Here is a 21,163-nt window from a genome sequence, read left to right on the forward strand (position 1 = left end):
GCTCACGTATCGCCACCCTTGCCATTGCTGCCATTGGACGCCTCGCTGCCAGTGCCCCGCAGCTGCTCGAGCAGCTTGAGGAAGCGGTCCGGGACCTGTTCCTCCACGGCTTGCGCGTAGACGCGCCGCAAATTGTCGTCGATTTGCTCTTCCATGCGACCCCTACGGTCCTTGTGTTCCATTCCGGTCGGCCCGCCCTAACTTTCAGACTGCGGAACCAAACGCGGGTGATTGCGTTCGGTTCCCATGAGACATTGTTTTTTCGAGGTCGCGCATGACGCATGCACCACATTCTGACGATCTTTCCCGGGTGATCGGGTCGGAACTGCCCTATCTCAGACGCTACGCGCGGGCGCTGACCGGCAGCCAGACCAGCGGCGACGCCTATGCGATCGCAACACTCGAGGCGATCCTTTCAGATCGGGAGGTCTTCGAACAGGGGCTGCCGCCAAAGGTCGCGCTGTTCAAGGCGTTCAACCGCATCTGGGGGTCCTCGGGCGCGCCCCTGAGCGAGTCGCAGCCCGCTTCGGGCATCGAGGCGCAGGCGCAGTCCCGGCTTGCAGGCCTGACCCGCAACACCCGCGAGGCCCTGCTCCTGCATTCGATCGAGGCGTTCACGACCGAGGAGGTCGGCGCGATCATGGGCCTGCCGGGCAGCGAGGCCGAACAGCTGATCCGGATCGCCCGCGACGAAATGGCCCGCAGCATTTCCGGGCGGGTGCTGATCATCGAGGACGAGGCGATCATCGCCATCGACATCTCGGCCATCGTCCAGGGTCTGGGCCATGAAGTGACCGGGATCGGCCGCACCCGGCGCGGTGCCGTCGATCTGGCGAAGAAGACCCCGCCGGATCTGATCCTTGCCGACATCCAGCTGGCCGACAAATCCTCCGGGATCGACGCGGTCAACGACATTCTGGCCGAACTCGGCGACCGGCCGGTGGTCTTCATCACCGCCTTCCCCGAACGCCTGCTGACCGGCGAACGGCCGGAACCCGCCTTCCTGATCTCGAAACCCTATACAGAGGACCAGGTGCGCTCGGCGGTGAGCCAGGCGATGTTCTTCTCGAGTACCGAGACGCTCGGCGCCTGAACGCCGTCCCCTGGGGCGGGCGTCAGCGGACAGCTCTGAAACAGTCGACCCCGCCGGGTTCCCCGGCGGGGTCTTTGGTGCCGTCCGCGCGAGCCTGCGGACGGCGTGCAGCCTTCGTCCTTCTCATGTTACGGCGTACGGCCCCTGAGTGCCCGCGCGACCAGCGCGACGACGAAGAGGACGAGGAAGACGAAGAACAGGATCTGCGCGATGCCGGCCGAGGCCGAGGCGATGCCCCCGAACCCGAAGGCGGCGGCGATCAGCGCGACGACGAGAAATACCAGTGCCCAGTAAAGCATCTCTTGGTTCCTTTCATGTCCGGTTGTGTTGACCCAACGTCGAACGGGCAGAGTGGTTCCCGACCGATGCAGGGGGCCTCTCGCAACCGTGATCGTTCCGAGAGCGGCACGATCGCTCCGGTGCGGAGGGAACCCCGCCCCGCAGCCGGACGTTTCCTGCGCTGAGATGCAGCAGACGCATCAGCAATAAGGAGGCCAGTGATGGCACAATCAGCGGAGAAACGGAACGACAGCAACGCCAGCGTTCAGGATCTCGAGGTCCAGATCGAGGCCCTGAAGGATGACATCGCCCAGATCGCCCGTACCCTGGGCGATCTGAGCGAGGCCAAGAAGAACGACATGCGCGATACGGTGCAGCGCCGGGCCGCCGAGCTGCGCGAACGCGGGGAAGCGACGGTCGCCGGGGTCCAGGACCGCGGCGCCGAGCTGGGTGAACAGGCGGCCGATGCGGTGCGCCGTCAGCCCGCCGCCGCGATGGGCATCGCCGTCGGGCTGGGCTTTCTGGTCGGGCTGATGACGGGCCGCCGCTGATGTTCTCGCTGCCGCTCGACGAGGCCGAACGCCGGGCGCGGGCCTTCTCGCACCGGCTGGCGCTCGGCACCGCAGGCAGCTTGTGCGCGGGCGTCGGATGCGCCTTCCTCACGGTGGCGGCCTGGCTCGTGCTCAGCGCCGGTCACGGGGCGGTCTTTGCCGCCACCGTGATCGGCGCGGTCTATCTCGGGGCGGGACTGATCCTCTGGGGCCTGAGCCTGCGCCCCCGCCAGCCCAGACGGGTCGAGGCGCCGGCCGATCCCTATGGTCCCTTCATCCACATGGCCGAGGGCTTCGCCGCGGGGCTCGAGGCCGGGCGCGCCGCCCGCAGCCCCGGCAGAAAGGACCGGGCGCGCGACTGACCTCCTGCCCCCGGCCCCGAACCCGGTCAGGCGGTCACGCGCCGGCCGGGCCGGTCCGGCGGTTCGCATGGCCCATCTTGCGGCCCGCGCGCGTCTCGGACTTGCCGTAGAGATGCAGCGCCACCTTCGGATCGGCAGCCAGATCGGGCACACGGTCCATGTCCTCGCCGATCAGGTTCTCCATCACGATATCGGAATGGCGCGCCCCGTCGCCAAGGGGCCAACCCGCCACGGCACGGATATGCTGCTCGAACTGGTCGATGACACAGCCGTTCTGGGTCCAGTGACCGGAATTATGCACCCGGGGCGCGATCTCGTTGACGATCAGACCGGCCTTCGTCACGAAAAGCTCGACCCCCATCACCCCGACATAATCGAGCGCGTTCAGGATCCGCCCTGCCAGCAACACCGCATCGGTGCGTTGTGCCACGCTCAGCGGCGCGGGCACGGTCGTCGTCCGCAGGATGCCATCGCTATGGATATTGGCCCCCGGGTCGAAACAGGCGACCTCGCCCGAGACGCCGCGCGCCGCAATCACCGAAATCTCGGACGAAAACTCCACGAACCCCTCGAGGATCGCGGGGGCGCCGGTCATCCCGACCAGCGCCTCGGGGCCGTCCTCGGGCGCCATGATGCGGGCCTGGCCCTTGCCGTCATAGCCGAAGCGCCGGGTCTTGAGGATCGCGGGCGCCCCGATCTCGGCCAGCGCCTCGGCCAGATCAACCTCGTCATCGACCGCGGCGAAGGGCGCAGTCGCGAGCCCCAGACCGTTCAGGAAGGATTTCTCGACCAGCCTGTCCTGGCTGACGGCCAGCGCCTTCCGGCCCGGACGGATCGGCACCACGGCCTCGATCGCATCGAGCGCGGCGGTGGGGATGTTCTCGAATTCATAGGTGACGACATCGACCGAGGCGGCGAAACGCGCCAGCGCCCCGGTATCCTCGTAGGGCGCGGTCGTCACGAGCGCGGCGACCTGACCGGCGGGCGGTGCGGGCGCGGGGTCGAAGACGTGACAGCGAAACCCCAGCCGCGAGGCCGCGACCGACAGCATCCGGCCAAGCTGGCCGCCGCCGAGAATGCCGATGGTGGCGCCAGGGGCGAGGCGGGCGGAAACGCGCGGCTCACTCATCGGCGGGCACCTCGGGGATCGAGGCCGAGAGATCGGCGCGCCAGCGCTCGAGCCGCTCGGCCAGCGCCGGATCGTTCAGCGCGAGGATGCCCGCTGCCATCAGCCCGGCATTGGCAGCCCCCGCCGCCCCGATCGCCATGGTCGCGACCGGAAAGCCCTTGGGCATCTGCAGGATCGAATACAGGCTGTCGACGCCCGAAAGCGCCCGGGTCTGGACCGGCACGCCGATCACCGGCACCCGGGTCTTCGAGGCCATCATGCCGGGCAGATGCGCGGCCCCGCCCGCGCCCGCAATGATCACCTGAAGGCCGCGCCCGACCGCGGACTTGCCATAGTCCCACAGCCGGTCCGGGGTACGGTGGGCCGAGACGATCCGCGCCTCGTAGGGGACCTCCAGTGCGTCCAGGATGTCGGCTGCCTGCCTCATCGTGGACCAGTCCGACTGGCTGCCCATGATGATGCCCACTTTCACGTCGCCCATGCGGTTCGACCCCCTCGTTTTTGCGAGCGGGCACTATAGACGTGTGCGGCCGCTACGCAATGATGTCGGGGGTCAGCTGATCCTCGATCAGCGCGATCCGGTCCTTCAGCGACAATTTCTGCTTCTTCAGGCGCTTGATCGTGAAGCTGTCGCCGGTTCCCTTTTCCTGCAGGGCATGGATAGCGTCGTCGAGATCGCGGTGCTCGCGCCGCAGAACCTCCAGTTTGACGCGCAGGACCTCTTCGGATTTCATCTCGCTGGCGATGTTCATCTGGTTCCCGGGGACTGAGTCGCTGCAGTTGCTTCAAGTGTTAACATAGCGGGCGAATGGCCTTGCGGGAAGCCGCTCCGGCTCCCATATCCTGGGTCGGACCGCCGCGGATGCGGGGTCCCGGAAATTCCAGGTCGCTTGTTCAAGGACTTGCCCATGACGAAACTCACCCTTGGCTCCCACCCGTTCCTTCTGGGCTTCGAACAGCTCGAACGCCTTGTCGAGCGAACCGCCAAAACCGGAAACGAAGGCTATCCGCCCTTCAATATCGAACAGACATCCGAAACGGGCTACCGGATCACCCTGGCCGTGGCGGGCTTTCGCGAAGGCGATCTTGCGATCACGGTCGAGGACCGGCAGTTGGTGATCCGCGGCCGTCAGGCCGAGGAGGGCGCCGAGCGGATCTTCCTGCATCGCGGGATCGCGGCACGGCAGTTCCAGCGCAGCTTCGTGCTGGCCGACGGTGTCGAAGTCAGCGGCGCAACCATGGAAAACGGCCTGCTGCATGTCGATCTGAACCGGGCGGTGCCCGAAAGCGTCGTACAGACGATCCGGATTTCCAGAGCGTGAGGTAAACGGTCATGAATGTGAACCACGACCCCCTGCCCGATACGGACGAGCGCATCGTCTATGTCCGGGCTGTCAAGGTGGCCGAGCTGCCCGAGGAACTGCAGCGCCAGGCCCCCGATCTGGACAAGCTTTACGCCGTCCACGACGCGAACGGCGACCGGCTGGCGCTGGTGCGCGACCGCAAGCTGGCCTTCATCCTGGCGCGCCAGAACGACATGGCCCCGGTCAATGTGCACTGACAAGGCACACTGACGACCTTCCCGGATCCGGCAGGGCGCGCCCGCCGCCGACCGCGCAGCGCCTCAGCCACCATGGGCGCGGAAATGCGCCGCGGCGGCATCCCAGGCGCGCGTGCGGATCTCCGGCCGGTCCATCAGGATCTCGTGGCGCCCGTCCTCGACAATCTCGAGCCGGCCGCCCGGCCAGTTCGCCATACGCCGCCGGATCGCGGCGGCGCTGACGACCCGCTCGCGCCCGCCGAGGAAGGTCAGCGCCGGAACCGCCGGCGCGGGCAGCCGCGCCAGTCGCCTTGCCTCGGACAGCGCCTCGCGCAGCCAGGTCACGGTCGGTCCGGCGATGCCGAGATCGGGATGTACCGTCACCTGACGGCACAGCCTCTCGTACATCTCGCGGTCTCCGGTCAGGTCGTTGCCTTCGAAGGCCGTGGTCAGCACATAGGCCCGGGCACCGGTCACGGGCACCCGCGCCGCGCCGCGGCCGATGCCGCTCAGCGCCCGGACCACGGGCGCCGCGACGGGGCCGAGCCGGATCCCCCACATCGGCGCCGAGAACACCGCACTCGCCACGTCGAGCCCCTCGCTCAGCGCGCGCAGCGCGATCGCGCCGCCCATCGAATGGGCCAGAAGGTGATAGGGCCGCGGCAGGTCCAGCGCCCCGGCCGCGCGCCGCACCGCCCGGACATCGGCCTGGAAATCGGCAAAGCGCGCGACATGACCAAGCGAAGCATCCTCCAGCGCCCGGTCGGCCAGCCCCTGCCCGCGCCAGTCGACGACCAGCGTCGCAAAGCCCCGCGCGCGGAGCGCGGCCGCAGCATTGCCGTATTTCTCGACATATTCGGTTCGGCCACAGAACAGGAGCACAGTGCCCCCGGTCGCCTCGCGGCCCCAGAGGCCGACCCTGATCCGCACACCGTCCTCCGTGCGCAGCCACCAGGCGCTGCCATCCGCGGGGCCGTCGGCGACATCTGCGTAAAGCGGCGCCCAGTCCATCCGGATCAGGTGAAGATCTGGGCCAGCTGCATCGCCTTGCCCATGTCGCCCTCGATCTTGAGCTTGCCGGTCATGAAGGCCGTGGTCGGATTGAGCTCGCCCTCCATCATCGCCCGGAACGTCTCGAGGCTGGCCGAAAGCGTCACATCCGCCTCGGCATCGCCTGCATGGGCGCCCTCGGAATCGACGATGATGTCGCCCGTATCCTCGATGGCAAATTTGGCAACGCCGTTGAAACCGCCCGACAGTTTGGCATTGAGGGCCTCGACGGCCTTGTCCAGCGTATCGCTCATTCGAGTACCTCCGATTTGTGAATGCGGGGCATGTCGCCTTTCTCCGCCTGTTACGCTATCTTGTGCCCCGTTATGGCCAATACCTCGCGCATTCTCAATCTTGCCTTCGCGGTATTTCTTGCCTCGGCGGTTTTTTCCGGCTCCGCGCTGATCGCAGAGCGGGGCATCGCCGGCTCCATGCGTGCCGAGGAGCTGCTCGAGGAGTTGCAGCGCCCCGAGCTGCCGAACTGGCAGCGGGTCGAGGATGCGCTCTGGAGCGAATGGTCGAAATCGGGCTCTGCGGCGATGGACCTGCTGCTCAGGCGCGGGCGGGACGCCATCGAGGCCGAGGAGTACGACGCCGCCATCGGGCATCTGACCGCGCTGGTCGACCATGCCCCCGATTTCGCCGAAGCCTACAATTCGCGGGCCCTGGCCTATTACCGCTCGGGGCTTTACGGCCCGGCCCTGGGCGATCTGGCCCATACGCTCGCACTGAACCCGAGGCATTTCGGCGCCCTGACCGGGCTTGGCACCATCCTCGAGGAAATCGGACAGGAAGATCGCGCGCTCGGCGCCTATCGTGCGGCCCGCGCTATACATCCCCACGATCCTGACCTAGAAGACGCCGTGCACCGGCTCGAGATCGTCACCTCAGGCCGGACCCTCTGAAAGACGGGCGAAGGGGCTGAAGGATGACAGCGCAATCGAGGATCACCGCGGTCCTCGGGCCCACCAATACCGGCAAGACCCATTACGCGATCGAGCGGATGCTGGCCCACCGTACCGGTGTCATCGGCCTGCCGCTGCGCCTGCTCGCGCGCGAGGTCTATGACCGGATCGTCGCGCTTCGCGGGCCCTCGGTGGTGGCACTCGTGACCGGCGAGGAACGGATCGTGCCCGAGCGTGCGCAATACTGGGTGGCCACGGTCGAGGCGATGCCCGAGGGTACCGGCGCCGATTTTCTGGCCATCGACGAGATCCAGCTTTGCGCCGATCCCGAGCGCGGCCATGTCTTCACCGATCGCCTGCTGCATGCCCGCGGCCAGCACGAGACCCTGTTTCTGGGGGCCGACACGATGCGCAATGCGATCGCTGCGCTGGTGCCGAAGGCCCAGTTCCTGCGCCGCGAGCGATTCTCCGAGCTGATCCATGTCGGCTCGAAGAAGATCAGCCGGATCCCGCCCCGCTCGGCCATCGTCGGCTTCTCGGTCGAGAACGTCTATGCCATCGCCGAGCTGATCCGGCGCCAGAAGGGCGGCTGTGCGGTGGTGATGGGCGCGCTCTCGCCCCGGACCCGCAACGCCCAGGTCGCGCTCTACCAGAATGGCGATGTCGATTATCTGGTCGCGACCGACGCCATCGGCATGGGGCTCAATCTCGACATCAAGCATGTGGCCTTCTCGGCACTGTCGAAATTCGATGGGCGCCGGATGCGCCCGCTCTGGCCGAACGAGCTGGCCCAGATCGCGGGCCGCGCCGGGCGCCATACCCAGAATGGCAGCTTCGGCGTCACCGGCGAGGCCCGCCCGCTGCCCGACGAGGTGGCCGAGGCCATCGTCGAGAACCGTTTTGACCCGGTCGCGCGCCTGCAGTGGCGCAATTCCAGGCTCGACTTCGGAACGCCGGAGCGGCTGATTGCCGCGCTTGAGACACACGCAGAGGGCGAATGGCTGACCCGCGTGCGCGAATCCGACGACCTGCACGCGCTCAAGTCGCTGTCGGGCCTGCCGGACCTGCGCGCCCGGATCCGCGACTCGCGCGATGTCAAACTTCTCTGGGATGTCTGCCGAATACCCGATTTTCGCGGGATTTCCGCGGCCGAGCATGCTGGATTGCTGGAACGCATCTTCGGCTTCCTGCACAATGCCGGGCGGGTGCCCGACGACTGGATGGCCCGCCAGGTCCGGCGGATAGACCGGACAGACGGCGACATTGACACGCTGTCGAAACGTCTGGCCTATATCCGCACCTGGACGTATGTCGCCCAGCGCACGGGGTGGGTCGCGGACGAACCGCATTGGCGCGCCCAGACCCGTGCGGTAGAGGACCGCCTGTCGGACGCGCTGCATGGCGCATTGACGCAAAGATTCGTAGACCGGCGGACCTCCGTTCTGCTCCGCCGGTTGAAACAGAAGGAGAGCCTTGTGGCCGAGGTGAACGACAAGGGTGAGGTGACGGTCGAGGGACAGTTCGTCGGCCGCCTGGAGGGCTTCCGCTTCCGGCAGGACGCGTCTGCCAGCCCCGATGAAGCCAAGACCCTGCGCCAGGCGGCGCTGGTGGCGCTAGCCCCCGAATTCCATCTGCGCGCCGACCGCTTCTACAACGCGCCCGATACCGAGCTCGATTTCACCGAGCAGGGCGGGCTGATGTGGGGCGAGCACGCGGTGGGCAAGCTGGTGGCGGGCGCCGACCCGCTGAAACCCGGCATCGACGCCTTCGTCGACGACGAGGCCGGCCCCGACGTGATCGAGAAGGTCCGCCGGCGGTTGCAGCATTTCATCGACCGCCGGGTGGCGACGCTGTTCGAGCCGCTGCTGAACCTGCAGCGCGACGAGACCCTGACCGGACTGACCCGGGGCTTTGCCTTCCGCATGGTCGAGGCGATGGGCGTGCTGTCGCGCGACGGCGTCGCACAGGAGGTCAAGGAACTCGACCAGGAGGCCCGCTCGGCGCTGCGCAAGCATGGCATCCGCTTCGGGCAGTTCACGATCTTCATGCCGCTCCTGCTGAAGCCCGCGCCGACCCGTCTGCGGCTGGTGCTGTGGTCGCTGGCGCACAATCTGGACGAATTCCCCGAAAGCCCGCCGCCCGGGCTGGTGACGATCCCGGTGATGCCGGGCGTCTCCGAAGATGTCCACCGGCTGGCCGGATACCGCCCCGCGGGAACCCGCGCGATCCGGATCGACATGCTGGAACGGCTGGCCGACCAGATCCGCTCGGAAGACACCCGGGCAGGCTTCGAGGCCAAGGCCGACATGCTGTCGATCACCGGCACCACGCTCGAGCAGTTCGCCGACCTGATGCAGGGACTGGGCTATCGCGCCGAGAAAGGCGAGCGGCCCAAGGTCAAGGCGGCGCCCGCCCCTGCGGCGCAGCCCGACGAAACCGCAGCGGACATCGCCGCTGGAGCGGAGACCCCGAGCGCCGGGGAAAGCGCGCCCGACACGGCAAGCGACAGCACCACGGCCGAAACGCCGGTCGAGCATCCTGCAGAAGTCGCGGACCCGGCACCCGAAGCCGCAGATGCCCAATCCGCAGACACGCCCGCGGATACGGGAACAGATGCGGAGACCGCCCCCCCGGCAGAGACCGGGACAGAGACGCCTTCAGAGGCGGCGGCTGAACAGGAGGCGGACAAGGACGCCTCCGGCAGCACCGCACCGGCCGAGGTCGAGGTCTTTTACACCTTCACCTGGGCGCCCCGGCGGCGGCCCGCCGGCCGCCCGCGCGGCGACCGCCCGCAACAGCAGGCAGGCGACGGCGCGCGCGGTCGCGGCGGCAAGCCCGGCGGCGGGGGCAAGGGCAAGCATGGCGGGAAGCCCGGCGGCAAGGGCGGCAAGGGCGGACCGCGCCATGACGGGCCCAAGACCTTCGAGGCCCGTCCGCCCCGCAAGGAAAAGCCCATCGACCCCGACAACCCCTTCGCCGCCGCGCTGATGGGGCTGAAGACCAAGAAGTAGCTCGCGGGTGAGCGACGCGGCCCCGCGCCGGACTGCCAGGCTGGACAAGTGGCTCTGGCAGGCCCGCTTCTTCAAGACGCGCACGCTGGCCACCAAACTGGTGGCCGGCGCGCATGTGCGCGTGAACGGCACCAAGACCGACAAGCCCGCCCAACGGATCGGCCCGGGCGACACCCTGACCTTTCCGCAGGGCCAGGACATCCGCGTGGTGCGCGTTCTCGCCCTGACAGAACGCCGCGGCCCCGCGACCGAGGCGCGCACCCTTTACGAGGACTTGACCCCGATCAAGGCGCCCGCGCCCGCAAGCCCTAGATACGATGGCGGAGGTCGCCCGACAAAAAAGGAGCGCCGCGACCTTGACCGAAGCCGCAAACCGCCGCTTGAATGATCGGCGGTCGTGGTTTAGGTCCAGCCAGATCGGAAAATCGAGAGTTCGCCCATGACTTACGTCGTCACCGACAACTGCATTGCCTGCAAATATACCGACTGTGTCGAGGTCTGCCCCGTGGATTGTTTCTACGAGGGCGAGAACATGCTGGTGATCCATCCCGACGAGTGCATCGACTGCGGCGTCTGCGAACCCGAATGCCCGGCCGACGCGATCCGGCCCGACACCGAGCCGGACATGGACGAGTGGGTCGAATTCAACCGGAAATATGCCGAAACCTGGCCCTGCATCATCACCCGCAAGGATCCGCTGCCCGAAGCGGAGGAACGGGACGGCGAAGAAGGGAAACGCGCCAAGTATTTCTCGGAAACCCCCGGCGCCGGCGGCTGAGCCCCGGCAGTCGACGCCCGGCAGTCAACGATTGCCGCTTGCGGCCCTGAGCGGGGAATAGCGCGCACATTCATGTGCTTGCCCCTACGGAAAGAGCGTAACGCTTTCCGTAAGGCGTTTTTTGTGTTATGGTTCCTTTACAAAGTGGCAGACCGAACCCTTAAACCACACGCAGAATCAACCTTCTGCGGTGTGGTTTTTCAGCGCCGAAAGACTGGATGAGCCGGATGCCGACCGGCACGGGCCTTTCTCTTGTCGCTGCCCCTGCGGTCTATGCGAGGAAGTGCTGAATGACAAAGACCAAGAAATCCGAGTTCCGCCCCAACGATTACGTGGTCTATCCCGCCCATGGCGTGGGTCAGATCGTGTCGATCGAGGAGCAGGAAATCGCAGGCATCCCGCTCGAGCTCTTCGTCATCTCCTTCGAGAAGGACAAGATGACCCTGCGGGTGCCGACCAACAAGGCGACCGAGGTGGGCATGCGCTCGCTCTCGACCCCCGATGTGGTGTCGAAGGCGATGGCGACGCTGAAGGGCAAGGCCAAGGTCAAGCGCGCGATGTGGTCGCGTCGCGCCCAGGAATACGAACAGAAGATCAATTCGGGCGACCTGATCTCGATCGCCGAAGTGGTGCGCGATCTTCACCGCGCCGACGACCAGCGCGAGCAGAGCTATTCCGAACGGCAGCTCTACGAGGCGGCGCTCGAACGGCTGACCCGCGAAGTGGCCGCGGTTGCGGGCATGGACGAGGCCGGCGCGCAAAAGCAAGTCGACGAGGTTCTGGTCTCGCGGGCCGCCTGATCCCGGCGACGGATCCTCGTCCGCCCCATCCGATCTCAGCAGGACACCGACCGCTCTGCGGCAGGTGTCCTTGCTTTTTCAGATGTCCTCTGTCCTGCCCCGGCCCCGCTTCGCAGCCATGCCAGAGGACATCGCTGCCGCACCGGAAAACCGGGCCCGCGACGGCATGACAGGCATGACCTGTGCCCCCGCAGCAACCATGCCGCGATGCAAAAAAGCTTGTTCCTGAAAGCAGTTGATCAACCCCCGGTCGTATGCGAGAACGGTCGCGAGGATCGAGCGCGAGGCTTGATTGACGTGATCGGCCGCAGGCGCGGGCTTGAAGAAAGCGGGGCACGCGTTCCTGATGGACATCGAAGCCGATCCTCGTCCGCGCCTCTCCGGTTTCCCTCCAGAAGATGTCGCAGCGGTGATCGGGATCGGAGCTCCGGCAGACGGATCCTCGGCGCTCGAGAGCTTCTTCGCGACTTGTCCGGCCGGGTCCGGGGCCGCCTTCGTGGTGATCCAGGACCTCGCACCGGGGCAGGAAAGTCGGCTGGCCGAGCGTCTGGCGCGGTACAGCCCGATGCCGGTCGAGATGATGAAGACCGACACCCGGATCGCCCCCGACCATGTCTACCTGCTCCCGCCCGGCAAGCTGGTACGGATCGAGAAGGGCCTGCTGCGGCTTGCCCCGCGCGGTGACGGTCCGGCCCTCCCCATCGACATCTTCTTCACGTCCCTGGCCGGGGAATGCGGCGCCCGGGCCTGCGGCATCGTTCTGTCGGGCACCGGCCCGGACGGCAGCCGCGGCGCCATCGCGATCAACGCCGCCGGCGGGCTGGTCCTGAGCCAGGACAGCGGGGAAGCGGGAGGCAACGCCATGCCGGCCGGCCTGCGCCGCGCCGGGATCGTCGATGCCGGATTGCCGGCGACCGAGCTCGCCCGGCGCGCGCTCGACCGTCGGCAATGGCCGCCGCAGATCCCCCTCGGGCCAGAGCCCGCGGCCCGCGAACAACCGTTCCCGGAAGAGAGCGAGGCGATCTTGCAGGCGCTCGAGGACGCCACGGGCACCGATTTCAGGCTTTACAAGAGCTCGACGGTCCTGCGCCGGATCGGCCGGCGGATGCAGGTCCTCGGCCAGCCGGATCTTAAAAGCTATGCCGCGCTGCTGCAGAGCCTGCCCGGCGAGGTCACGGCGCTGAACCGCGAGTTGCTGATTTCGGTCACCCGCTTCTTCCGCGACGAAGAGGCGTTCCGGGTGATCGGGGACCGCGTGATCCCCGGGATCGTCGAGACGCTTCCGCCCGGCCAGACCGCGCGGGTCTGGGTGGCGGGATGCGCGACCGGTGAGGAAGCCTATTCCCTCGCGATGCTGCTGCATGAGGCGTTTGACAAGGCCGGGCGACAGCCGAGGATCAAGGTCTTTGCCACCGACATCAACCCGGACAGCCTGCAAGTCGCCTCGGCGGGCAGCTACCCGGCCTCGGCCGGCGCAGAAATCAGCCCCGAGCGGATGGAGCGCTATTTCCGGACCGATGGCGACAGGCTGCAGGTGAGACACGCGCTGCGCCGGTCGCTGGTCTTCGCCCGTCACGACCTGCTCTCGGACCCGCCGTTCAGCCGGATGGATCTGGTCAGTTGTCGCAATACGCTGATCTATTTCCGTCCGGCCGCACAGAAGGACGCGCTGCTGCGGCTGCAATATGCGATCCGCAAATCCGGTCACCTGTTCCTCGGCAGCAGCGAGACCCTGTCCAGCCTTCAGAACGGGTTTCAGCCGGTCGATGCCCGGCACAAGGTCTTTGTCCGGGTCTCGTCACGGCCATCGGGCCAATTCGCCCTGTCCTCGCTGAAAACCTCGTCCCGCCATGATCGGAGACCGACCCCGCTTCAGGCCGGCGACGACGATGATCCGGAGATCCGCCCCGCAATGAGCGCAGAGCCACCCTCCCCCCGCAGCCGCGCCCCGCTCTCCGACAGGCCAGCCACAGCCTCGCCCGGCTACTGCGCCCTGCCCTGCATCATGGTCAATGACAGGCACGAGGCGATCCATCTCTTCGGCGACCTGCGGCCGTTCCTCCCGTCCCGCCCCGGCGTGGCCGGTCCAGAACTGGCCCGGATCCTGCCCGAAGCGCTGGTCGCCACGGCACGCCGCCTGCTCGATCTGGCGATGGCCAGCAACACGGCCCGGAGCTCGGATCCGGTCGAGATGCCGCTTGCCGGGACGGACGGCCTGTTGCGGCTGCATGCGGTGCCCTTGCCAGCCGCAGCGCTCGGCTCTGGCGCATTGCTGAGCTTCGAGAGGCTCGGTCAGGCATCGCAGAACAGCCCGGAAGGCGGCAAGCCAGTCGAGCTGCCGGCCGAGGCCCAGGCCCGGATCGACGGTCTCGGACGCAAACTCGACAGGACCCGGGCCGATCTCGAGGCCACGATCCAGGAACTCGAAACCTCGAATGAGGAACTGCTATCGGTCAATGAGGAGCTGCTCGCCTCGAACGACGACTTGCAGGGCGCCAACGCAGAGCTGCAATGGGTCAACGAAGAGATCAACGCGCTCAATGCCGATTATCAGGAAAAGATGGCCCTGATGAACCGGCTGAATGCCGATCTGGGCAGTATGGTCCAGTCGGCGGGCGTGGCGACGGTGTTCCTCGACGAGGCGCTGCTCATCACCCGCTTCTCGCCGGAGGCCTGTTCGGTCTTCAAGCTGCGCGACAGCGATATCGGGCAACCGCTCTGCGACATCGCCCACAAGCTGCACTATCCCGACCTGCTGGAAGACATCCGCGACACGATCCGCAGCGAAGCCGGTTTCGAGCGCGAGACCACGGCCGAGGATGGCGCGCTGTATCGGGTGCGGATCACGCCCTATGCGATACAGGCCTCGGGTCATCGCGGCGCCCTGGTGACGCTCAGGGATGTCACCGCCCATCGCGATCTCGCGCGGTTACGGGGCGTGATCGACGCAATGCCCGAACCTGTCGCGGCCCTGGATGCCGACGGCACCATCACGCTGGTCAACAAGGCCTGGAAGCGCTGCGCCCATTCAGGCGGCGATGCCGCGCCGGATCATTGCAGCCCCGGCGGGAATTACCTCGCGGCCTGCCTGATGCCGCCACAAGGTCTGCCGGTACCGTTCGACCCCGAGGATCCGGGCCTCGCCCTGCGGGCGCGTGAGGGGCTGAAATCGGTTCTCGAGGGCCGCCAGCCCAAGTTCTCGGTGGAATATCCCTGTCACGGACCGACCGAAGGGCGCCGGGTCTGCATGACGGCTACCCCGGTCCCCGGAAGCGCGGTCGGGGCGGTGATCCGGCACGTCGAAATCGACCCATGGCTCCGGAAGGGAACGGGCGCCAGCCCCGACCAGCGTGAAAAGACGCAACGTCACGGCGGCTAAGTCTTAAAAAAACCAGTCTGAATCAGCAGTCTCGCTAAAGTTGTTCAATAGATCGTTAGCTTTGTCGGAGGACAGTCCGGACGGTTAGCGTGACTTCGCCGAGGACTGTGCCGGAAATGGGACGATACAATGCGCCGGCTCCCCTGCCGGCCGCAGAAGACGACAGGACGAGTGACATCGGGAAAGCTTCCCGCCGGCCTTCCGGGCAATCGTTCGAGTTCGAGCTCCAGGCCTTCCCCCGTCAGGCGTCGGCCTGCGGCCCCGAGACCCCTGCAAACCATTCCGACCGGCTCGAGCTGATCCAGCTCGAGCTGGAAATGCAGAACCGGGAACTGGTCGAGGCGCAGGCCGTCTCGGAAAGGGAGCGGCGCAAATACCTGACCCTCTTCGAACGCCTTCCGCTGCCTGCGGTTGTTCTTGACCGGAGCGGGGTGGTGCGCGAGGCCAATGAGGCCGCGGCCGCCGTGTTCGGCTGTTCCGCGACCGAGCAGCTCTGCAACCGCTCCGTCTACCGCATGCTCGACGCGGAAGCCCGAAGCCGCGTGCATGCCTATCTGGCCGCACCGCCCTCCGTCACCGAAGAGGGCTCCGCCACCGAGATCCCGCTCCATGTCGGCAGGCCCCATGACGGGGCATATCTGTCCTATAGCGCCCACCTGGCCCGGCTTCCGGCCTGTTCCGAAGAGGACGGCCGGGTGCATATGCTTCTGGTCGACCGCCATTCCGACGACCGGCAGGAACGCGAAGGCCGCTGTCGGCAGATGCTGAGCGACTCGACCTCGACCCTGATCCATGCCTTCGACCTGACCGGCAACCTGATCTTCGCCAACCGGGCCGCCAGCGCCTATCTGGAGGGCGCCGAGACACTGAGCGTCGAGCAGCGCCGCGCCTTCGACGGGCTGCTGGGCTCGCGCGCGCTCGATATCGAGGTGCTGATCGCGGGAAAGCCGATCAGCAATCAGGGCAGCTATGCCGCCGCCCCCGAGGACCGGCGCAGCTTCCTGATCCAGAAATTCCCGCTTCGCGACGATAGCGGCAAGATCTTCGCCGTCGGCGGGACCTCGACCGATGTCAGCACGCTGATGGCCGGCCAGTCCGATCTCTATGCTGCCTTCAGCCTCGCCAAGGACCTCGCCAATCGCGACTCCCTGACCGGACTCGCCAACCGTCCGGGCTTCGTGGAAAGGCTGCGCGGCGCGCTGGCGGGGCTCGACCCGGCGGGCAAGGGGCTGGCGCTGGGATTTCTCGACATCGACGCCTTCAAGGACATCAATGACGGCATGGGCCACGAGATCGGCGACGCGATCCTGTCGGCCTTCGCCCGGCGGCTGGAAGACACCATGGGCGAGCGGGCCTGCCTCGGCCGGTTCGGCGGCGACGAATTCCTGTTCTTCATCGCCGACAGCACCCCCGAAGAGGCCGAACGTCTGCTGCAAAGGACGCTCGGCGATATCCGCTCGCCCTATGAGGTGGCGGGAACCAAGGTGCTGCTGACCTGCAGCGCCGGGCTCAGCCACGCCCCGCGCGATGCCACCCGCGCCGAGGACCTGCTGCGCGCCGCCGACATGGCGCTTTATTCCGCCAAGTCGAACGGCCGCGACCGGATCTCGCATTTCAGGGAAAGCCTGCGCTTCACCAGCGAGCGGCGGTTGCAGGTGTTCAGCGCCTTGCGCAAGGCGCTTTGCGAGGACAGCTTCCGGCTGGTCTTCCAGCCCAAATTCGACATTTCCGACCGGCGCAGGATCGTCGGCGCCGAGGCGCTGCTGCGCTGGCGCGACCCGCAGCTTGGCGAGGTCTCTCCGGCCGAATTCGTCCCTCTGGCCGAGGCCAACGGCCTTCACAACGCACTCGACCTGCGGGTGCTCAAGCTGTTCGCCCGGCAGCAGGGCGAATGGGTACGGCGCGGGCTGCGGCTGCCGGTCTCGGTGAACCTCTCGGCCCGTTCGCTGCAAAGCACCGAGCTGGTGCCCTCGGTCCTGGCACTGCTCGACTATCACGACATTCCGCCCGAATTGCTGCTGCTCGAGATCACCGAGACCGGCCTGATGACCTGTGCCAGCGAGGCGCCCCGGAACCTGGCCAGGCTGGCCGATGCCGGGGTGCGGATCTCGATCGACGATTTCGGGACCGGCTATTCCTCGCTTGCCTATCTGCAAAAGCTGCGCCCGAGCGAACTGAAGATCGACCGCAGCTTCATCGCTCAGCTCGATGCCCGGGACGAGGCCTCCGAGCGTATCGTCCGGGCGATGCTGGCGCTCGCCGAGAGCCTGCAGCTCTCGACCGTGGCGGAAGGGATCGAGACCGAGGACCAACTGGCCTGGCTGGTCGAAAACGGCTGCGAATTCGGTCAGGGCTTTCTGGTCAGCCCGGGGCTTGAGATCCCGGCCTTCGAAGCCCTTCTGTCCGAATAGGACCGCCCTGCCCGGGCGATCGTTCGGGGCAGAGCCGGAAAAGCCAGGGGGCGGCGCATCGCACCGCCCCGCATCGCAAGATCTGTCACGTCATGGCTGGCTGGGGGTCCGCGTCGCTGGCTCGGCATGTGGCTGGCGGCGAACGGACCTGGCTGGCGCGGACCGATCAGGCGTTTTCTTGTTCGAAGTGACCGCACCAGTCGTCGGTTTTCACCACCGGCCACAGGCCGCGGGCATCGGCTTCGGGCTGCGTGATCGGCGGATTGTACCGGCACAGACCGGCGGCCTCGGCGGTCTTGCCGCTGTTGAGGGCATGATCCTGGAAGAAGGTGCAGCTGCTGCAAGCTTGGGCGGACATCCAATGTCTCCTTTTGGTTCAGAGGCGTCGCCCAGCCGCGGCGCCCTGAATGCCATATAAGCATCCGACCCGGAGATTGCAAGATTTTATCTTTATAAATCAAATGGTTGATAGATATTGTCAGGCATCGATCCATGACTTTTTCAGTCGGAATTCGATCTGCCGCAGCCTCTGTCCCTTTGTCATCGACCGGCCAGGGCCTGCGGCAGGCCGCCCATCCCCGCGCGGGGCGGAGGCAAGCCCCTTCCCCTCGCAGCTATAACCTGATAAAAAGAGTCGGGTACATGGGAGCCATCCCGGCCCCAGCGCAGATATCGCCACGCGTCAAGACAGGCCCCAGCTCTTTGCCCGGCCCCCTGTCCGCTCTCCGGAGGACATGGATGACAGTGCAAAGCGTGACAGCCTCCGGGCAAAGGGCCCCCGACCCGTTCTTCGCCCGCATCTCGGACGACCCGCTCGCGGGCGCCTTCCCGGGCGGGATGCGGGCGCATGCCCATGGCCAGGCCAGCGCGGTGCCGGCCGAGGACATGCACGCGCTCTGGGACCGGCTTTGCGCCACACCGCGCCATGGCCCCACGGTGGCTTATGTGCATGTGCCCTTCTGCGAGAACCACTGCCTGTTCTGCGGCTTCTACCAGAATCCGTGGCGGCGCGAGGCAGGCGCCCCCTATGTCGAGGCGGTGCTGGCGCAAATGCGCGCCGGGGCGGCAACGGCGGCGCAGCAGGGTCACCCGATCCGCGCCCTCTATCTCGGCGGCGGTACCCCCTCTGCCCTGTCCGCCCGCGATCTCGCCCGGCTGGTCGGCAGTCTTCGCGAGACCCTGCCGCTGAGCCCGGATTGCGAGATCACGCTGGAGGGACGGATCGTCAGTTTCGGGCTCGAGAAGGCACGGGCGGCCTTCGACGCCGGCGTCAACCGCATCTCGCTCGGCGTGCAGAGCTTTGACGACCGCGTGCGCCGCCGTCTCGGCCGCAAATCCACCCGAAGCGAGACGCTGCGCTTTCTCGAAGGCCTCGTCGCGGCCGATTGCGGAGCAGTGGTGATCGACCTGATCTACGGCCTGCCGGGCCAGGACCGCGCCACCTTCCGCGACGATCTGCGGATGGCCACCGCGCTGGGGATCGACGGGCTCGATCTCTATGCGCTGAAGACGATCCCCGGCACGCCGCTCCTGCTGGCTCAGGAGAAGGGCAAGCTGCTTCCGGCCGCGCCCCACAGCCTTGGCCATTATTACGCCGATGGTTGCGAGGAGATGGAGCGGGCCGGATGGGACGCGATCTCGACCACCCATTGGCGGCGCGGCCTGCGCGAACGCAACCTCTACAATGCCGATATCAAGTCCGGCGCCGCCTGCCTTGCCTTCGGCGCGGGCGCGGGCGGCAATATGCACGGCCATGGCTACCGGCTGCAGCCCGATCTCGACGCCTATGCCGAGGCCACCCGGCAGGGCGGCCGGGCGCCGCTGGCGGGGCTGATGCGCCCCTCGGCCCTGGCACCGGTGCATAACGCGATAAAGGCGGGGATGGAGCGCGGGCGGCTCGACCCCGCCCCCGTCGAGCGGGCGCTTGCGGAATGCGGCCTCGCGCTCCGCTTCGAGGATCTGGCCGCGCCGCTTCTGACGCAGTGGCAGGAAGCGGGGTTGATGACGGCCGGGACCGGAGCCCTGCCTCTGACGCTTGCCGGGCGGTTCTGGCAGGTGGCGATGACCGCGAGGCTCATCGCCTGGACCGATCGCTCCGTCCGTGAGGCCACCCGTGAGGCATGCAGCCCAGAGGAGACGACAGCATGACCCCGCGCGCATCCGTCCGTCTTTCCCGCAACAGGACGATCCGAACCGCAGGACCGCTTTCGGGACGCCATCTCTTCGTGTTCGGCGCGGGCTTCTGCGCAGGCCTCGCGGCGCTTCGCGCCCGCGACGCGGGCGCCCGGGTCTCGGCCACTACCCGCGACCCGCTGCGCGCGGCCGAACTGGCCGAGCAAGGCATCGGGATGCATCTTTTCGACACCGCCGCCAGCGAGCGTCGGGCCGGTCTGGCCGACATGCTGGAGGGCGTCACCGATCTGCTGATCTCGGTCCCGCCCGGCGCCGGGGGCTGTCCGGTCCGCGCCGCGCTCGTCTCCGCCGGGGCGCTGCGTTCCGGACCGGGATGGATCGGCTATCTGTCCTCGACCGGGGTTTACGGCGATTGCGGCGGCGCCTGGATCGACGAGACCCGCGCCCCGGCGCCGCGAACCGCCGATGCCCGCGCCCGGCTGATCGCCGAAGGCGACTGGGCCGCACTGGCTGCCGATGGCGGCGCCGCGCTCGACATCCTGCGCCTGTCCGGCCTTTACGGTCCCGGGCGCCGCAACGCACTGGACCGGATGCGAAGCCCCGGCATCCGGGCCGTGCTGCGCCACGGGCAGGTGTTCAACCGCATCCATGTCGAAGATGCGGCAGGCGCGATCCTGGCCGCCATGTCCGCCCCCGCGGGCCAGCGTCTCGTGAACGTCGCCGACGACCTGCCCGCCCCCGCTCATGCGCTTCTGGATCATGCCGCGCGGCTTCTGGGCCGCCCGCCCGCGCCGCGCGTGCCGCTCGGGGAGGCCGGGCTGCCGCCCGTCGCGGCGGCGTTCTGGGCCGAGAACCGGCGCATCCGCAACGACCGGCTGAAGGCCCTGCCCGGGTTCGCGCTGCGCTATCCCACCTATCGCGAGGGACTTGCCGCAATTCTCGCCGAAGAGCGCGCAGGTATCGCCACAACCGCCGCAGAATAGCCGCAGCACCTCTCACCCCCCAGGCTCTGCCCGCCGGAGCACCCGCAAGAAGGAGACATGACATGATGCCCCCCGCAATGCCGAAAACCCCGCGAGGCCGCCCATGAGCCGCGCCGAACACAGCTTCCGCACCGGCGCCACCCCGGTGCATGACGCCCGGGTCCTGACCGATGGTGAGATCACCACCCGGATCCTGCTGGACGGCGTCGCCTACACCCTGCGCATCACCCGCGCGGGCAAGCTGATCCTGACGAAATGACCCCGGATCGCGGTTCACGGGGGGCCGCCCCCGTCGCCACGCTCGACGAGCTGCCGCCGCTCGAGCGGGCCGCGATCCGTTGCCTGCGCGGCTGGTCCGACGGCCCCGCGACCCGGGCTCGCATGCGTCGCAATTTCGGACAGATCCTCGGCCCGCGCGCCGAAGCGCAGGAAGAGCTGCTCGACGCCGTGACAGAGCTTGTCCGGGGTGCCGGGCGGCGCCCGATGGCCGGCCACCGCCCCGCCCATCGCGAGGTCGGCGGCGATGAGAACGCCTTCGCCCAGATGGTGGCGGCCGCCCTTGTCGGCGAGCGCGAGGATGCCTTCCTCTTCGCGCTGGCCCTGATGGAGCCGCAGGCCGCCGCGCAGGCGGTCGCGGTCGCGCAAGAGCTTGGAATGGCGCTGCTGGGGTTGGTGCGGGCGCATCCGGCCAATGATGGCCCCGCCAGTCACGGCCAGCTGCTGCACTGATACGGGGGCCGGGCCCTTGCCGGGGCCCGG

At 67.7% G+C, this 21,163-nt stretch carries 25 protein-coding genes; 16 read left to right on the plus strand and 9 right to left on the minus strand.

Features of this window, described 5'->3' with window-relative positions; translation table 11 throughout:
* Positions 1 to 2: 2 nt before the first annotated feature.
* Complete coding sequence (locus tag B5V46_RS15005) at positions 3 to 155, minus strand: NepR family anti-sigma factor (RefSeq protein ID WP_231119141.1); 153 nt, start codon at positions 153 to 155, stop codon at positions 3 to 5.
* A 119-nt stretch (positions 156 to 274) separates the two neighbouring features.
* Between B5V46_RS15005 and B5V46_RS15010 the strand changes: the two genes are divergently transcribed.
* Positions 275 to 1,093 carry a response regulator gene (locus tag B5V46_RS15010; protein ID WP_080617346.1) on the plus strand — a complete coding sequence of 273 codons (819 nt, stop codon included), beginning with the start codon at positions 275 to 277 and terminating at the stop codon, positions 1,091 to 1,093.
* A 128-nt stretch (positions 1,094 to 1,221) separates the two neighbouring features.
* Here the strand turns inward: B5V46_RS15010 and B5V46_RS15015 are convergent, their stop codons facing one another.
* On the minus strand, positions 1,222 to 1,392 hold the full coding sequence (locus B5V46_RS15015; protein ID WP_080617347.1) for a DUF1328 domain-containing protein: 171 nt from the start codon (positions 1,390 to 1,392) through the stop codon (positions 1,222 to 1,224).
* A gap of 201 nt (positions 1,393 to 1,593) precedes the next feature.
* On the opposite strand from B5V46_RS15015, the gene B5V46_RS15020 reads away from it, so the two are divergent.
* Entirely contained in the window at positions 1,594 to 1,923 is a 330-nt protein-coding gene (locus B5V46_RS15020) for a YqjD family protein (protein WP_080617348.1), read from the plus strand.
* Positions 1,923 to 2,285: a hypothetical protein gene (locus tag B5V46_RS15025; RefSeq protein WP_080617349.1), complete on the plus strand. Its 363-nt coding sequence runs from the start codon at positions 1,923 to 1,925 to the stop codon at positions 2,283 to 2,285. Before B5V46_RS15020 ends, B5V46_RS15025 begins: the two co-directional genes overlap by 1 nt.
* A 34-nt stretch (positions 2,286 to 2,319) precedes the next feature.
* Here the strand turns inward: B5V46_RS15025 and B5V46_RS15030 are convergent, their stop codons facing one another.
* The 3 genes from B5V46_RS15030 to B5V46_RS15040 are packed head-to-tail and all read right to left on the minus strand — an operon-like array spanning position 2,320 to position 4,166.
* On the minus strand, positions 2,320 to 3,414 hold the full coding sequence (locus B5V46_RS15030; RefSeq protein WP_080617350.1) for a 5-(carboxyamino)imidazole ribonucleotide synthase: 1,095 nt from the start codon (positions 3,412 to 3,414) through the stop codon (positions 2,320 to 2,322).
* A complete protein-coding gene (gene purE, locus B5V46_RS15035) occupies positions 3,407 to 3,895 on the minus strand; it encodes a 5-(carboxyamino)imidazole ribonucleotide mutase (protein ID WP_080617351.1) in 489 nt (162 codons plus the stop codon). Before purE ends, B5V46_RS15030 begins: the two co-directional genes overlap by 8 nt.
* Before the next feature lie 52 nt (positions 3,896 to 3,947).
* Positions 3,948 to 4,166, minus strand: a complete 219-nt coding sequence (locus B5V46_RS15040) for a YdcH family protein (protein ID WP_080617352.1) — start codon at positions 4,164 to 4,166, stop codon at positions 3,948 to 3,950.
* A 156-nt stretch (positions 4,167 to 4,322) separates the two neighbouring features.
* Between B5V46_RS15040 and B5V46_RS15045 the strand changes: the two genes are divergently transcribed.
* Together B5V46_RS15045 and B5V46_RS15050 are read left to right on the plus strand one after the other, a co-directional pair.
* Positions 4,323 to 4,736: an Hsp20 family protein gene (locus tag B5V46_RS15045; RefSeq protein WP_080617353.1), complete on the plus strand. Its 414-nt coding sequence runs from the start codon at positions 4,323 to 4,325 to the stop codon at positions 4,734 to 4,736.
* Between the two features lie 11 nt (positions 4,737 to 4,747).
* Positions 4,748 to 4,975, plus strand: a complete 228-nt coding sequence (locus B5V46_RS15050) for a DUF1150 family protein (RefSeq protein WP_080617354.1) — start codon at positions 4,748 to 4,750, stop codon at positions 4,973 to 4,975.
* A 63-nt stretch (positions 4,976 to 5,038) separates the two neighbouring features.
* Here the strand turns inward: B5V46_RS15050 and B5V46_RS15055 are convergent, their stop codons facing one another.
* Positions 5,039 to 5,965, minus strand: coding sequence for an alpha/beta fold hydrolase (locus B5V46_RS15055; protein ID WP_080617355.1), 927 nt, complete (start codon positions 5,963 to 5,965; stop codon positions 5,039 to 5,041).
* Between the two features lie 5 nt (positions 5,966 to 5,970).
* Positions 5,971 to 6,258 (minus strand): SCP2 sterol-binding domain-containing protein, encoded by a 288-nt coding sequence (locus tag B5V46_RS15060; RefSeq protein ID WP_080617356.1) that lies wholly within the window; start codon positions 6,256 to 6,258, stop codon positions 5,971 to 5,973.
* Positions 6,259 to 6,435: 177 nt separating this feature from the next.
* Here B5V46_RS15060 and B5V46_RS15065 point away from each other — a divergent pair, with 177 nt between their 5' ends.
* From B5V46_RS15065 to B5V46_RS15085, 5 genes are all read left to right on the plus strand, one after another.
* Positions 6,436 to 6,909: a tetratricopeptide repeat protein gene (locus B5V46_RS15065; protein WP_080618079.1), complete on the plus strand. Its 474-nt coding sequence runs from the start codon at positions 6,436 to 6,438 to the stop codon at positions 6,907 to 6,909.
* A 23-nt stretch (positions 6,910 to 6,932) separates the two neighbouring features.
* Positions 6,933 to 9,920, plus strand: coding sequence for a helicase-related protein (locus B5V46_RS15070; RefSeq protein WP_080617357.1), 2,988 nt, complete (start codon positions 6,933 to 6,935; stop codon positions 9,918 to 9,920).
* Positions 9,921 to 9,927: 7 nt separating this feature from the next.
* Positions 9,928 to 10,308, plus strand: a complete 381-nt coding sequence (locus B5V46_RS15075; RefSeq protein ID WP_080617358.1) for an RNA-binding S4 domain-containing protein — start codon at positions 9,928 to 9,930, stop codon at positions 10,306 to 10,308.
* Between the two features lie 51 nt (positions 10,309 to 10,359).
* Complete coding sequence (gene fdxA / locus B5V46_RS15080; protein WP_042459571.1) at positions 10,360 to 10,698, plus strand: ferredoxin FdxA; 339 nt, start codon at positions 10,360 to 10,362, stop codon at positions 10,696 to 10,698.
* Positions 10,699 to 10,988: 290 nt separating this feature from the next.
* Positions 10,989 to 11,498: a CarD family transcriptional regulator gene (locus tag B5V46_RS15085; protein ID WP_080617359.1), complete on the plus strand. Its 510-nt coding sequence runs from the start codon at positions 10,989 to 10,991 to the stop codon at positions 11,496 to 11,498.
* Between the two features lie 78 nt (positions 11,499 to 11,576).
* Here B5V46_RS15085 and B5V46_RS15090 read toward each other — a convergent pair whose 3' ends face one another.
* Positions 11,577 to 11,852 (minus strand): hypothetical protein, encoded by a 276-nt coding sequence (locus B5V46_RS15090; RefSeq protein ID WP_080617360.1) that lies wholly within the window; start codon positions 11,850 to 11,852, stop codon positions 11,577 to 11,579.
* Here B5V46_RS15090 and B5V46_RS15095 point away from each other — a divergent pair.
* Together B5V46_RS15095 and B5V46_RS15100 are read left to right on the plus strand one after the other, a co-directional pair.
* Positions 11,845 to 14,877: a CheR family methyltransferase gene (locus B5V46_RS15095; protein ID WP_080617361.1), complete on the plus strand. Its 3,033-nt coding sequence runs from the start codon at positions 11,845 to 11,847 to the stop codon at positions 14,875 to 14,877. The two genes, B5V46_RS15090 and B5V46_RS15095, sit on opposite strands and share 8 nt — an antisense overlap.
* 317 nt (positions 14,878 to 15,194) lie before the next feature.
* Positions 15,195 to 17,288 carry a bifunctional diguanylate cyclase/phosphodiesterase gene (locus B5V46_RS15100; RefSeq protein ID WP_196774266.1) on the plus strand — a complete coding sequence of 698 codons (2,094 nt, stop codon included), beginning with the start codon at positions 15,195 to 15,197 and terminating at the stop codon, positions 17,286 to 17,288.
* A 166-nt stretch (positions 17,289 to 17,454) separates the two neighbouring features.
* On the opposite strand, the gene B5V46_RS15105 is transcribed toward B5V46_RS15100, so the two are convergent.
* The gene (locus B5V46_RS15105) at positions 17,455 to 17,646 is read right to left on the minus strand and encodes a hypothetical protein (RefSeq protein ID WP_080617363.1); all 192 of its coding nucleotides are present in this window, start codon (positions 17,644 to 17,646) and stop codon (positions 17,455 to 17,457) included.
* A gap of 380 nt (positions 17,647 to 18,026) precedes the next feature.
* Between B5V46_RS15105 and hutW the strand changes: the two genes are divergently transcribed.
* The 4 genes from hutW to B5V46_RS15125 all read left to right on the plus strand — a co-directional run bounded on the left by hutW (position 18,027) and on the right by B5V46_RS15125 (position 21,133).
* Positions 18,027 to 19,436: a heme anaerobic degradation radical SAM methyltransferase ChuW/HutW gene (hutW, locus tag B5V46_RS15110; protein WP_080617364.1), complete on the plus strand. Its 1,410-nt coding sequence runs from the start codon at positions 18,027 to 18,029 to the stop codon at positions 19,434 to 19,436.
* Positions 19,433 to 20,404, plus strand: a complete 972-nt coding sequence (locus tag B5V46_RS15115) for an NAD-dependent epimerase/dehydratase family protein (RefSeq protein WP_080617365.1) — start codon at positions 19,433 to 19,435, stop codon at positions 20,402 to 20,404. The genes hutW and B5V46_RS15115 overlap by 4 nt, the downstream gene beginning before the upstream one ends.
* A 103-nt stretch (positions 20,405 to 20,507) precedes the next feature.
* A complete protein-coding gene (gene hemP, locus B5V46_RS15120) occupies positions 20,508 to 20,663 on the plus strand; it encodes a hemin uptake protein HemP (protein ID WP_080617366.1) in 156 nt (51 codons plus the stop codon).
* Positions 20,660 to 21,133 (plus strand): hypothetical protein, encoded by a 474-nt coding sequence (locus B5V46_RS15125; RefSeq protein ID WP_080617367.1) that lies wholly within the window; start codon positions 20,660 to 20,662, stop codon positions 21,131 to 21,133. Before hemP ends, B5V46_RS15125 begins: the two co-directional genes overlap by 4 nt.
* Positions 21,134 to 21,163: the final 30 nt, after the last annotated feature.

Source organism: Rhodovulum sp. MB263, from assembly GCF_002073975.1.
In the GTDB taxonomy this organism is placed as follows: Bacteria; Pseudomonadota; Alphaproteobacteria; order Rhodobacterales; family Rhodobacteraceae; genus Rhodovulum.